Source organism: Phaeodactylibacter xiamenensis (genome assembly GCF_000759025.1).
In the GTDB taxonomy this organism is placed as follows: Bacteria; Bacteroidota; Bacteroidia; order Chitinophagales; family Saprospiraceae; genus Phaeodactylibacter; species Phaeodactylibacter xiamenensis.
Genome location: NZ_JPOS01000003.1, coordinates 38,889 through 51,770 on the forward strand (window position 1 = coordinate 38,889; position 12,882 = coordinate 51,770).

At 47.0% G+C, this 12,882-nt stretch carries 11 protein-coding genes; 1 reads left to right on the top strand and 10 read right to left on the bottom strand.

Features of this window, described 5'->3' with window-relative positions:
- Positions 1-27: 27 nt before the first annotated feature.
- Positions 28-531 carry a 5-(carboxyamino)imidazole ribonucleotide mutase gene (gene purE / locus IX84_RS00950; protein WP_044215794.1) on the top strand — a complete coding sequence of 168 codons (504 nt, stop codon included), beginning with the start codon at positions 28-30 and terminating at the stop codon, positions 529-531.
- Positions 532-1,100: 569 nt separating this feature from the next.
- Here purE and IX84_RS00955 read toward each other — a convergent pair.
- The 10 genes from IX84_RS00955 to IX84_RS32715 form a co-directional block, all read right to left on the bottom strand.
- A complete protein-coding gene (locus IX84_RS00955; RefSeq protein WP_044215796.1) occupies positions 1,101-3,479 on the bottom strand; it encodes a TonB-dependent receptor in 2,379 nt (792 codons plus the stop codon).
- Positions 3,476-4,420 (bottom strand): DUF4249 family protein, encoded by a 945-nt coding sequence (locus IX84_RS00960; protein WP_044215798.1) that lies wholly within the window; start codon positions 4,418-4,420, stop codon positions 3,476-3,478. The genes IX84_RS00955 and IX84_RS00960 overlap by 4 nt, the downstream gene beginning before the upstream one ends.
- Positions 4,421-4,560: 140 nt before the next feature.
- On the bottom strand, positions 4,561-5,796 hold the full coding sequence (locus IX84_RS00965; protein ID WP_044215800.1) for a hypothetical protein: 1,236 nt from the start codon (positions 5,794-5,796) through the stop codon (positions 4,561-4,563).
- An 833-nt stretch (positions 5,797-6,629) separates the two neighbouring features.
- Positions 6,630-6,956 carry a T9SS type A sorting domain-containing protein gene (locus tag IX84_RS00970; RefSeq protein ID WP_152604873.1) on the bottom strand — a complete coding sequence of 109 codons (327 nt, stop codon included), beginning with the start codon at positions 6,954-6,956 and terminating at the stop codon, positions 6,630-6,632.
- 28 nt (positions 6,957-6,984) lie between these two features.
- Entirely contained in the window at positions 6,985-8,406 is a 1,422-nt protein-coding gene (tnpC, locus tag IX84_RS00975; RefSeq protein WP_052515676.1) for an IS66 family transposase, read from the bottom strand.
- A gap of 41 nt (positions 8,407-8,447) precedes the next feature.
- On the bottom strand, positions 8,448-9,002 hold the full coding sequence (locus IX84_RS00980; protein WP_044215803.1) for a hypothetical protein: 555 nt from the start codon (positions 9,000-9,002) through the stop codon (positions 8,448-8,450).
- Positions 9,003-9,117: 115 nt separating this feature from the next.
- Positions 9,118-10,707, bottom strand: a complete 1,590-nt coding sequence (locus IX84_RS00985) for a T9SS type A sorting domain-containing protein (RefSeq protein ID WP_044215806.1) — start codon at positions 10,705-10,707, stop codon at positions 9,118-9,120.
- Between the two features lie 80 nt (positions 10,708-10,787).
- Entirely contained in the window at positions 10,788-11,297 is a 510-nt protein-coding gene (locus IX84_RS00990; RefSeq protein ID WP_044215809.1) for a T9SS type A sorting domain-containing protein, read from the bottom strand.
- Between the two features lie 6 nt (positions 11,298-11,303).
- Positions 11,304-11,933, bottom strand: a complete 630-nt coding sequence (locus tag IX84_RS00995; RefSeq protein WP_044215811.1) for a hypothetical protein — start codon at positions 11,931-11,933, stop codon at positions 11,304-11,306.
- Between the two features lie 25 nt (positions 11,934-11,958).
- Complete coding sequence (locus IX84_RS32715) at positions 11,959-12,648, bottom strand: hypothetical protein (protein WP_152604874.1); 690 nt, start codon at positions 12,646-12,648, stop codon at positions 11,959-11,961.
- Positions 12,649-12,882 lie beyond the last annotated feature (234 nt).

Below are 12,882 nucleotides of genomic sequence, written 5' to 3' on the forward strand. Positions count from 1 at the left end.
TTGACAGGAAAAAACAAAACCAAAGATATGATTAGCATTATTATGGGATCAGACTCCGACTTGCCCGTTATGCGGCAGGCCGCCGATGTGCTAAAGGAACTGGACATCCCCTTTGAAGTTACCATCGTTTCGGCCCACCGGACGCCGGAGCGGATGTTTGAGTTTGCCAAACAGGCCCACGGCAGGGGCATCAAAGTCATTATTGCCGGAGCTGGTGGGGCAGCCCACTTGCCCGGGATGGTCGCCTCCCTGTCGCCACTACCCGTGATTGGCGTACCGGTGAAATCCTCCAATTCTATTGACGGTTGGGACTCAGTCCTGTCCATCCTGCAAATGCCCAATGGCGTGCCAGTAGCTACGGTAGCCCTCAATGCTGCTAAGAATGCGGGCATACTCGCGGCTCAGATCATCGGTGCGCAGGATGAGACGGTGCTGGGGCGTATTTTGGCCTACAAGCAGGACCTCGCTGAAGGGGTCAAGGTGAAGTATACCAAACTGGAAGCGGAGAGGTATGAGGATTACCGGAAATGAGTTGGGCTGGAAGATAGGCTTCATTCTTTGGAGTCCGGTGGCGGCTTTGGAGCCGCGACCGGACTACCCAAGGCTCAGGCCGCGATTCCACAATCGCCGCCTGAGTATACTTCGAGCAGATAGCTTTTTATTTGTACAAAATTCTTCCCCGAAGACAAAGTATACCAAAGCCCCCTGTCGGGTCCCAGTCTTTACTGGAATCCGATAGGTTCCCCAAAGTAAAGCTGGGGCAGAGCTCCTGGCAAGGCCCTGGATTAAGCTCTACACCAGCAAGGCTTGGAAGAGCTCGGGCAGCGCACCAAGCGAGCACCTTGCTTAGCAGATTGCATTTGCCAGGCAAAAGCCCCCCCGGCGAAAGTAGTGCGCCGGGGGATGCTTCAACCTACCGTAAGATAACCAATTTTTGGGTCGCCAAACGATGATTGGACAGGTGAAGGGGCGAGGGGCATAAGCGGCAAGCGTAAAAAAAACAGCCTCGACTAGGCTACAGAAAGCATGATCCGTTGGTTTCCCACAGATATATAGTGGCATGGTTACTGTTCCATTCAAGGTATGCAGCTATGCAGTGATCACCAGCTCCTCACCCACGAGACTGCAGGCAATACCGGAAAAAGCCCAAATTGGTAAAGCTGTCTTTCCCCTCTCTCATTTTCATCAAAATAAATATAGTACGGATTGATCCGGTTATAAGAGTTATACAGCCCAACTATCCATTTCCGTATGCCTTTTTTCATTGTTTTCTCTACCTGCCAGCTTAAATCAAGGCGATGGTAATCTGGCATTCTAAAGCTATTCCGGCTCCCGTAGTAATGGGCTTCGTGATAATCTTCCGATAAATGAAAACCGCTGCCGGGACTACTCCCAAAACCCAGCGTAAGAATATCAAAGCCCCCCTGGGCCAACGAAAGGGCATCGCCTGAGTGATAGACCCATAGAAAAGAGAGCCTTTGGTTGTCTCTGGGCTTGAAGGAAATGCTGAGTGCTAAATCATGCCTTCGATCGTAACGATAAGGAAAGGAAAGGCCATTGTTGAGTTGTGGAAATGTCCGCTGGTGCCTTGATAGCGTATAGGAAATCATTAAATCCCATTTAGTCCAATGCTTTTTAATGAAAGACTCCAATCCATAACTTACTCCCTTACCTTCGGCAACAATTTTGGATTCCCAGTCTGTAGCCCCTCTAAAGAAAGAAGTTCCCTCCTGAAAGGCAATTAAGTTGGTGAGTGTTTTGTAATAAGCTTCCAGCTGTATTTCCCAACCCTTATGGTAAAACCCTGTTCCTGCAGCATACAGCCATGATTGCTCTACAGGTGCAACCGAGGATGCGGGCACCCAAATGTCTACGGGCAACCCACCACCACTATTAGAAAGCAGGTGCAGGGGTTGTACCATTTGGCTTATCGAAAGGCTGTGTTTCCAAGTGGGAGATGGTTGGTAATTTAGCAGCAATCGAGGTTGGACGGAAAGGAACTGATAGCTTTCCCTGAGGACGTCGGAAACAAACCAATTGGCATGCACCCCAACATTGGCAGACCAGTTCCGGGGCAACTGGATATTGGCTTCTGTATAAAAACTCAGCTCGTGATTAACCGTATTGCTAACCGAAACAGAGGTATCAACACTATTGCCTTCTATACTCCCCTTGAAGCGCTCTATGCTGGGTTGGAAGTTGTGCCTGGTAGCCCTTATTCCGGAAACTACGTTTACTTGGTTGCTTAAGGAAAAGTCTGCACTGGAATGAAAAATAAAATCAACGATTTTCGATTGGAATTGATTGATTTCGTTTGTCTTGTCTCCAGTTACTATTTCTTTACGTTCAAATTCCGATCGGGTACCATAACCAAATGACGTGAAGGACACAGCGTTACTCCATACCCATCTTTTGCGCAGATGGCGCCACCTTAAACCAGCCAGTTGGTTTCCCCACCTGATCCTGGTGGTCTCTCTGGAGGTATACTGTGGGTTGCTTCCCCTGAATTTGAGCCGAATGTTGTCTCCACCGCCGTAGTAAGAGAAGTATAACTGATTGTTATTATCCAGTTTATGCTTTATTTTGAGATTAGCATCTAAAATGCCGTAACTCACCCTTTCATCCTGGCTATTAATGATGAGTTGAGCACTACTGTAAAGTAAATCTAAAAAGCTGCGCCGTGCAGAAAAGTGAAAGCTCGTCTTTTCCTTTCTGAGGGGCCCTTCTATAAAGAGCCTTGAAAAGAGTAAGCCCAGGCCTATTTCTTTTTTAACTTCCTTATGGTTGCCATCTTTCATTTGTATGTCAACCACCCCGGAAACACGCCCTCCGTAGCGAGCAGGAAAGCCTCCTTTATACACTTTCAGCTGTTGGATAGACCGGGGCTCAAAAACAGATAAAAACCCGCCCAGGTGTGCAGGGAAATAAATAGGAATGTCATCAAGGAGAATAATATTTTGGTCTGGTGTGCCCCCTCTTACATACAAAAGGCTGGTCCCCTCCTTGCCTCCTGAAATTCCAGGCAGAACCTGTAGTGCTCTTAGTACATCGGCTTCTCCAAACAAGGTAGGAATACGTTCTATTTCGGAAGGGCTAAGGGTGGCCATACCTAATTCAAGCTGATTCCGTGTTGAGTGGGACGTTACTTCAACGGTCTGTAAGGACACTCCTGCACGGAGGCCTATATTCAAAACGGTATCCTTTGTAGCTTCTAACCCCAGGGATGCTGTTTCGTAACCAACGTACTGGACTTGCAAAACGAGTGTGTCCCTGGCAGGCAGGAAAAAGTTGAAATAACCTTTAGAATTGGTCACTTCAACGAGTGTTTTATCTTGATTGCTTACCAGTGCGCCAATAAGGGATTCCCCGCTACCTGAGTCTGTCACGATTCCTGATATATGGATCGTTTGGGCAAATGCCAAGCAGGCTGCAAAAATAAATATTAGTGCAATGAATAAGCGGAAAATACTTGTTTTCATTGTTCATGTATTGGAAAAATGCCTTCGTGGTAGCCAGCGAAAATGCCAAAACCATTAGATACATTTGAAAATAAAGTAAAAGGCTCCGCACCAAATAACAATTGCAGTTCATTGTCAAACTGATTATCCGTCGATTGATTGTGCCGATGTCTGAACCACGATTTTCGAAAGCGGTAATAATCTTCGCTGACCGTACGGAAAATGAGATAGTATTCGGACTGGTTATTACGGTATTTGCCTTTAATCCAGCGATTACCGCTAACCGAACTATGTTCAAATCTCAATTGCATTTCATAAGGCCCTCCATTTATCAGCTCATCGCTAAATACAAAGGAAGATGGGGCGTATACTAAATCCCCTTCTCTATTTAAGACAGCATCAGGAATGGCTATGTCATGCAAATAGCTTAGATAAGTGGAGTCTTTCAATTCATCATAGAAAGGATGTAAAATCACGAATTCGTAGTAATTCTTCTCGCTATCGGGATCGAAAAAATGCAGATTAATATCTATGTATTCGTTTCCATCTGCACTTTCCACAAAAAAGTACGTTGCGTGATCAATTTCTACTTTTGCAGGAGGCAATATGGCAGAAGCCTGAACTTCATGGTAATCCGTTTTTACTAAAAGCTGGTATAGCTCGCCGGAAACCAGGTTGGAACCGGTGTACCGATAACGGCCACTACCCTGATAGGACAAGGTATCCATAAGTTGATGCTGGTGCCATAATTCAATTATAGCATCCTCTTCAGGAATAGCTTCGGGTTGCAGAATAGATCGAAATTTGGTCAAATATGCTTCAAAATTATCAGAAGTGAAGAAACAAGACAGAATCAACTCCTGCGCGTTCTCTTCATCAAGGGGCAGATCAAGTGGTTTGGTGCAGCTCATCAGTATGGAGCCCGCTAAAAAAATGGGGAAAACGCCCTTTTGTATAGACATTTTATCACAGTGTTTCAGTTACTCAGGTAGCAGAGTACTTTTGCTTGAAATAATTTAATCGATCGGGTAAAAAGAAAACCGGCAGAAGCGCAGGAAATTGCTTCCGCCGGTTTTTTTAATTTTTAGTCAGGTTTTCAGGATCAACCATCCGTCAACTGATAAGTCGTTACAGGGTTAGAATAGCTTTCAACTAACTTGCCATCAATGGATATATTGTATACATCCAAACATGACCCCCAACATTTGCTGGCGTTATAAGGCGGGTAGCTATTTGGGGGAGGCGGCCACTGACCATCAGAATGGGGGTGAAGTTTCACTGCAGTATCATTATTCCCTGAATACCGACGGTTCGACATAGGTGTGTTCGTTACGCCTATAGGTACACTAAATCCTGTTAGCGGGAACGTAAAATTTTGAAAAGAAGGAGGTGCTCCAGGGTCATTTGTACAGTACCAAAAATTACCGTTTCCACTCCAAGTACCATCCCACCGGAACCAAGGCTTATAAGAGTTTCTGTATTTCCACTTTCCCCATCTTTTGCGCTGAGCCTCATTATGCAGGTAGTACTTTACAATCATAAAACAATTATCACAATTATCAGATGTACTTGAGTAACCATGCCTTTCAAACCTAGCTCTCCTTTTGTTTCCGGTAGAATTCCATCCCTTATTCAGGTTTCCATCCCAACTACAATTATCACGATTTATTGTTTTGATGGTAAAAGTAACAATGCCGAGGTCATGGTCTGTTGTCGATGCTTCATTTAAAATAGCCCTTTCACTAATCGTACAACTTGCACAAAACTTAATTTGACTAGATGTATACTGCCATAGTGTATCTGCTACCATTACAAACCCTTCGGCGTTGATCAGAGGAGCTGCTGTTCCATCTACTACACTAAGGTGGTAAATGTGCGCTTCCCGGGAATCTTCTTCAACAGTGATCAAATTATTTTCGACTGCCTCTCTATACAATTGGCTTTTTGGTTCTTCAAGATTTAGTGCATAAATTTCATCATCCGACAAATGTGAATAAGGCGCGTAAAACTCTTCTGTTAATTCTTCTTCTGCTGAAATAATATCTTTGAGAATACTTCTTTGAGAATAAAACCCAAATCTATTCTCAAAATCTTTAACTTCCTCAAACGACATCAAGAGGATTTCTTCATTGGTTGTACTAAAGTGATCCCATGACTTGAACTGCAGAATACCATCTGTTGATTCTAAGTCAGAATCCCAATTTTCATAATAGTTAGAAATTGAGTTGATGTACGTAGTTTGAGGACCGCTTAAATCCGCTTCGGAAATAGAATCTTTCTTACAGCTGAAGAGAAATAGTGCTGTAGCAACAATGCCAAGTAAAATTGGTGTTTTCATAAAACAGTATTTAAAGATGTTATAAAATCATGCAATATATAGGTGGTGTACAGATACAACCCGCCCAAGCTTAGCCACATAAAGCAGCAAATAACCTCCTAATACTTACTCACCTTTTCCAAATTCTTAACCTTGCTTTTATTTGGGACTGCTACAGACCAACCTCTGCTAACGTTGTTTTTTTGACATTTTATGCATTGTTTTCCCTCGCCACGCCGAATCATCAATTAAGAATCAGCCCAACTGAAAGGTAAAATATCCTCCGCTCCCCCACTAGCCAAATAGAGATTCCTGTACCTGCGATTAGGTAATCCTGTTTCATTTGAAGGATCAAGCGTTCATCAGACATAGCATGCTATGCTGACAAAAGAAGCCGTATCTTTTCCAAATTTTCTGTCTAAATAAAATTGTGCTATTGTCTGAGCGAAAATATCTTGTTTGTACAGGAGGCAGAAATATTAGATGCCTCCTCGTTTATGTATAAAATCAATTCTTTTCAGGAGTCGATCTTATTAATTAGGTGTAAATTTACCCCCCCCCCCAGCGATATTTCCAAATTTTTGTGCGTCTTTTTCAAAAAAAACATTGTAGGAAGCACAAAGCTTGGTGATTCAGGGACGTAAGGCGCAATGGGTTCTCTGTGACCGTGCAGAAGGTGCGGGGCTACTGAGTACGGCTTGGAGAAGCGGCTGGTTAATATTTTGCAGGTAGACTACCTCTGGGCAAGGGCTCCTGTCGGGTCCCGGGTTTTACCGGGATCCGGCAGGTTTCCCGATATAAAGCTGGGGCAGAGTACACGGGTAGGCCTTGGATTAAGCGCTACGCCAGCAGTATCATTGCTTCACAAACTTCGTCCGCCCTACTGCTCCGTCTTCAAAGATAACAGTGACTGCATATATCCCCTTCGAAAGCTCCCGCACAGATAGGGGTTGGCCACCCTGCAATATAGTTTCTGCAATAGGCCTCCCACCCAGGTTAAAAATGGCCACCCGGTCGATAAGGTGATCACGGGTGGTAAAAAGAAAAAGCGCATCGGTAGCTGGGTTGGGATAACAGGTAATCGCCTCCGCAGGCACCTCTTCCGTTTTGGTATTCGTCAACATACAATCCCCCAGCTGCCATTCCACCATGTCGTCCTGATGAAAGCAGTTCAATTCCACCCAGGTGTCTAAGAAAAAGGGTAACTATTTAGGTAGGGCTTCCCGCGGCAGCGTAGCTTCGAAGGAACGACTCGCCCCGCCAGGCGTTGAGCAGCTCTTCATAGGCAGACAAGCCGTGCTTTTTTGCCGTGCTGCAAAAGCTTTTGATCCTTGCATAGTGCCGCGCACCCTGTAGGGTACGGAAGCAGCCGCTGACTTTTAGCTTCGTTTTCAACGGGCGGATATCACGTTCGGCCAGGTTATTAGTGAACGGCACTTCGTGCTCCCGCGTGAACCTCAGTACTTCTTCTTCGTATCGTTCCAGCCTTTCGAGCAGGTTCCTCCCTTTTGTTTTCTTCGGCCGGCCTTTCGGGCGGGGCTCAGGCGGCGGCTCTTCACGGTTGGCTTCTTTCAAGATTTGCCGGTAGCGGGACAGGACCGTTTTATATTTTTTAGCCTGCAGCACTGAGCTCCCGCCACTGCTAAATTCGTATGCGTACATTAACAAACTGTGCATCTTTTCAGCCCACTTGCGCCCATGGTTTTCGCTTAGGCCTCTGAGCTCGCGCAGCAGGTGTGCCCCACAAAGCGCATGGCGGGCGTTTGGCAGCCTAAAATAGCTGGCCCAGCAGTCGTGCACCAGCGTGCCTGTATAGTTTTGGGCTATGCTTTGGCCGCTGTACAGCGCCTGTGCGCCTCTTTTCTCGTGCACAAACAGGTAAGTGAACAGGCCACAGACAAAATTATGGGCCCAGTGCAGTTTGCCTGCCACCCGGGCACCGCTTTCGTCGGCATGCGCTACGGGGCTGCACAATGCCTGCTCTTTGATAACCGCCTCATCATCGGCCAGCTTCCCGTACATGCGCTGTACAGAAGTGGAGACTGTATTCTCATTGAGCTCATACCCCGTCAGGCTGGCAAAGAGCTCCCCCACGCGCCCTACGGGCATGCTTTGCTCCACATTCAGCAGGCTGACTAAGGCATGTACCCTGTCGCCGTATTGTACGGGGGCTGGCACGCCGGATGGGAAGCTGCCTGTATGCTGCTCGCCACAGCAAGGGCAATGTTTGACCTCCAGGCGGTGCTCTTCTATTTGCAAAAGCTTCGGGGGGAGGTCAAAAACCTGGCGGCGCTCTAAGCTTATGCTTGGCACAGTGCTTTCCAGGTTCTGGCCGCAGCTGCATTTTTGCTCAGCTACCGGGTGGACAACAAGGCGGTCTGCTGCAGACGGGGCGACCATCTCAAGCGTCTTCCCCTTATGCCCAGACTGGCCTCCCTTCTTGCCGCCTTTCTTGCACGGGAACGCGGGGGCTTTCTTCAGCCCATCGCTGCTCGGAGGCCGCGAAGAAGTCCGGCTGTTGGCTTTCAACTGAGCTTCCAGCTTTGCAATACGAGCCAGCGCTGCTGCCAGCAGTGATTCCAGCTTCGCTATTTGCTCAGCTTGTTGCGCTATGATCTCGTCCTTGTTCACCTGTGCTAGTTCGCTATTTTCTCGTTATTTTGCAAATTGACCTAAATAGTTACGAAAAAGGTATATACAGGGTTCATGGGAGATAAGGCGCTCCCCACGCCTTCAATCCAGTAGGTGGTGCGGTGGGGAGATATTGCATCTGCCATTTCCAGCCTTTTCCGCCTTTCCCCGGAACTGAGGGTCACCGAATCTATGGACAAGACCTCCAGTTCTATGCTGTTATTGGAATCGTCAATGAGGAACAGGTCGCCTACTTCCAGATTGAAATCATAGATGGCAAATTCTTCTGAATTGTCATCCATTTTCATGAAAACAACACCGCCTTCCTCCCGGTAGAACGCCCCCACTTCAAAGACAGGTTCGGGATCATTGGTTCGCAGCTCATAGTAAACCGTTGAATCGATGGTCACAGTGTCTTCAAACCAATAGCTTTTTGTATCGCAAATAGTCGTCATCTGTAAAGGAGCAACATAACAGTCGTCTATGTACCATTTATTGGAGGGGCTGACGAATGCCTGCCCCATCATCTGATTAGGGGCGATAAGTATAAAAAGAAGCAGGGACCATAGAGAGTAGGCGCATTTTATCTTTTTCATGTTTTGTAGTTAATGGGTTTGATGATGAACGACAATGTCAATTTAGCTCATGCGGTGCAGGATTCCTAAATATACCCTGCGGTAGTAGGTAAGGTAAACTGCAAAACGATTTTTTCTACCGCACCACCACCCGCTCAGCTGCCAAAACCTGACCGTCCGCTATATAGCGCAGCACGTAGGCACCGGCAGGCAGGCCCTGCACCGGCAGTATGCTGGTCACCTCATCAATGCGGCCGGCGGGGTGCGACTGCAAGATGCGCCCCTGCAGGTCCAGCAATTGCAGGGCAGGGCCCCGGCGGCGGGCAATGCCTGCATCCCGGAGCAGCACATAGAGGTACTCTTGCGCCGGGTTGGGATAGAGGTGGAGCGACAAGGCCGGGTCAGCAGCCTCCTCCTCCGTACTGACCAGGTGACAGCCGGGCACAAGGCAGCCTTCTTCATCCACCCGCAGCAGCCAGCCGCGCTGTATGGGCCCGGAAGGCTCATTGCCGTATATGGTCTGCCCGCCCATGACGTAGCCGCCGCCGGGCATTTCTTTTAGGTCGAATATTTCTTGGCTTTCATCATCCACCCCCTCGTCAAAAAAGCGTAGTTTTCTGCTCCAAAGACTATCTCCATCTAAAGATACTTTAAGCAGCCAGCCTACGTTATCTGCCACAGGAGGATTATAACTTACTGCCATACGAGCGTGGCCCGCAATTACATAACCGCTGTGATCTGAAGCCTTGACAATTTTTTTTAGCTCATTTCCAAACATTGTCTGTATTGGCTCATGAAATTCGACACTCCATTCTAATTGATGTTGCTCATTGAGTTTATAGATATAAGCTGGGTGCCACCAAATCGCCCCCGAAACCGCATTCACGGAGAACTCTTCGCCTTTGAAGCAGGCGGCAATGACACTGCCATCCGGCTCCGCATGGATCGCCATTTGTTCGCTCAGCAGCTCCTCAACCGGGCTGAGGTAGTTCCATTGGACGTTGCCGAGGGTGTCGATAGCGTAGATGTGGTGTTGGTAAGTATAATTTTTTCTGACTCTACTTGAGTTTGTCCGTGCACCACCAATAATGAATTTGTTTTCAACAGACTGCACACTCACTGGCGCGTCCCAAAAATCAAAAATACCAAAGTTTTTCCGCCACAGTAGTTCACCGCTTGCACTAAATAACTGCAGTACAGTTTCTGTATTGTTAATACCCTGAGCGTTCCGGTCGCGGGTGGGTAACAAGATCATGCCATTTGGCCCGACGATGGGCTCGTAAGTAGTCAGGAAGGACTGTTCGTGAGGTGGGAAAAAACTGTGAAGTTCAATCGTATGGTCAATATACCCCATTGAATCCAGGAAAAGCAATGAAGCCCTCGCGCTAGTATCCCGCTTCATTGCACTAGTAAGGAAGCCTTCTCCATATGGCTTTAACCCTCCTCCCCAATTTGTAATAATCTGCCCTTCCGGATGGGCAAAAGCCGTATGTTCGACTTCCCCATTCAGGTCCAGCTTAGCAAAAAACAAGCCTGAAGGATAAAAGGGCGGTATAGTATCAGCGGCCAGCCCCGTGATGTAAATGCAGCTGTCTGTAGGGTAGACCCCATTGATAATAGCCGCAGCATAACCAAAGTAATAGCGCTTATTGAAAGACTCCTCCTGTGCAGGCAGCAAGGAAGCGCTGCTGAGCAGAAATAGAAATAGCAAAAATCTGAGTTGCATGATAAGCCGTTGTTATATTGAAAATAGCCCTGCCTACCTGTCTCAGGCAGGCAGGGTATTAATGCTTTAGTTGCTTCAACCTACCGTAAGATAACCAATTTTTGGGTCGCTAAACGACGGTTGGGCAGATGGAGCGTATAAAAGTACAGCCCGGCGGGGTAAGGCCGGCTGTCCCAGGAGGCCGTCACCTGTCCCTCCACGATGGGCAGCACGGCTATAGTCTGCCCGTTTACGTCTTGTATGCTAAGCTCTGCCTGTTCTGTGCCTTCCGGCAAAGTACACCGGAAAGTGACCGACTGCCGGGCCGGGTTGGGGAATGCCTGTACCTGAGCCGGCACTTTGAGCGCTTTTCTGGTTTCGGGACGGTTGGTACCGGGTGTGGATAGGGCTTGTAGGCCAGTAGGGAGGATGGGCTCGTGGTAATACCCCGCCCCGTAAAAGGCATTCAGGATGTTCTGGGCGCGGACTCCTGCACCGGTGCTCGCGTAGTACGCGATGTCTTCCAGGGCTTTCAGCTCTGCTTCGCCCAGTTCATGCCACCCTTTGCCCTGACTGATCCGGGCGATATCCACTTCCTTGAGGGTTTTCATCCGTTTCTATTCCTCAAAACGGTCCAGCACCCACATTTCTCCCTCCCAGCCTTCGAAGCCTACGACACCCAGCTCTATCGTGTAGTATAGCCGGGAGAAAGAGGTGACATTCTCCGAATCGATCACCCAATTAGTGTAAACGTCTGTAAAAGTCTTGCCCAGAATATCGGCTGATGGCAATAAATCACATATTGATGGCGACTTGTCGGCTGATATGGATATAGCACCGGAAAAGCCGTCATTCACTGTTGTCAATATTTCACTCAAAACAAATTGATGTGCCCCTCCTTCCGTATAGTTTGCTGATGCAATGGTTTTCAATTGGTAGGTCCGGTCACTTTCGTCCAAATACCAGATGGCGATGTGCTCTGATTCGTAAGTACGGTTGCCGTATGCCTTTTCCTTTTCTTCTTCCAGCAAGTGAATCTGAAGCTTTTTTTCTTCTCCATCGGCATTCTTAAAGACTACAGTGCTGTTTTGCCTGACCAAATCCAACGGCAGGTAATCTCTCACGATGCCGATCGTCAGGTTTGCCAGTTCACCGTTGGAACTGTTCCAAGCAGTGCTCACAGTGTCCTTTTCACAAGCGGCAAGCATCAGTATGGCGAGTGTTGCCAGAAGTGTTATCTTTTTCATGTTTTGTGGGTTTTAAATTAGTAAATTAACCGATAGATACGCACTCTGTATTGATAAAGTAACAGCAGGTGCCATCATCGTAGTAAATTACCAAATCGGTTCTGTAACAATAGCTGTAACTGCTTAAGGGAGCGTTAGATAAATTAAAGCTTAAGACTGATGGAGGAGACGTATTGATTATTTCAACATCAAAGACTTCATCAGGATCCCCAGTAAACGAAGGTACAAATCCAGTGGTATACCATACCCTAATCCTATAATCATATGCCACAGGGCGCCTCAACTGACTATAGTTACCACAGTCTGATAAACAATCATAATAATCCTGAAAAGGCAATTCATCACAATAACCTAAACAATGGTGATATGAATTAGGATCATTAGGGAACTCATCTGCACAATCTTCGATACAATCATTTTGTATTTCATCAATAACAGTTTCCGGGGGAATCATGCGCTTACAATCCTCCCGGCAGATGCATCTGTTGCGGTTCTCGCCAACTCCAACCCGGCAAGGTTCACAACTTATCCCGGATATGGATAGCGTCGAATTAGCGCTGTTCAAATTGGCGGTTAAAAGATTAGGGTATACACTGCACTGGGTGTAACCTTTTTGGGAAGTAGCCAGCAACACGAGACCTACCATGCAAAATCCGCACAAAATCTTTTGGCATGCGAAACGAAGGTAGAGCAAATTCAACAGTGATTTTTTCATACTACATGATATTTTGGTTTGAAAAAGCTACGCTTAACGTTTTCATTCAAAACTGACTTTTTTGCACTTCCGGCGCACCGGTGACGGTATTCAATACAACAACAGCGGCCATCACCATTAGGCATAGAACGACCAGGTACTAATCTGTACACAGGATACATAACCATCTTTTAATGCCGGACTTGTAGCCGATTAGTCGTGCAAAAACATGAATAAAAAAACTGGTGCAATTAA

What these genes read in the sequence shown, in the direction of transcription:
- IX84_RS00960 (WP_044215798.1), bottom strand. Translation starts at nt 4,420, where the DNA reads ATGTCTATACAAAAGGGCGTTTTCCCCATTTTTTTAGCGGGCTCCATA.
- purE (WP_044215794.1), top strand. Translation starts at nt 28, where the DNA reads ATGATTAGCATTATTATGGGATCAGACTCCGACTTGCCCGTTATGCGG.
- IX84_RS00995 (WP_044215811.1), bottom strand. Translation starts at nt 11,933, where the DNA reads ATGAAAAAGATAACACTTCTGGCAACACTCGCCATACTGATGCTTGCC.
- IX84_RS00955 (WP_044215796.1), bottom strand. Translation starts at nt 3,479, where the DNA reads ATGAAAACAAGTATTTTCCGCTTATTCATTGCACTAATATTTATTTTT.
- IX84_RS00985 (WP_044215806.1), bottom strand. Translation starts at nt 10,707, where the DNA reads ATGCAACTCAGATTTTTGCTATTTCTATTTCTGCTCAGCAGCGCTTCC.
- IX84_RS00980 (WP_044215803.1), bottom strand. Translation starts at nt 9,002, where the DNA reads ATGAAAAAGATAAAATGCGCCTACTCTCTATGGTCCCTGCTTCTTTTT.
- IX84_RS00990 (WP_044215809.1), bottom strand. Translation starts at nt 11,297, where the DNA reads ATGAAAACCCTCAAGGAAGTGGATATCGCCCGGATCAGTCAGGGCAAA.
- IX84_RS32715 (WP_152604874.1), bottom strand. Translation starts at nt 12,648, where the DNA reads ATGAAAAAATCACTGTTGAATTTGCTCTACCTTCGTTTCGCATGCCAA.
- IX84_RS00965 (WP_044215800.1), bottom strand. Translation starts at nt 5,796, where the DNA reads ATGAAAACACCAATTTTACTTGGCATTGTTGCTACAGCACTATTTCTC.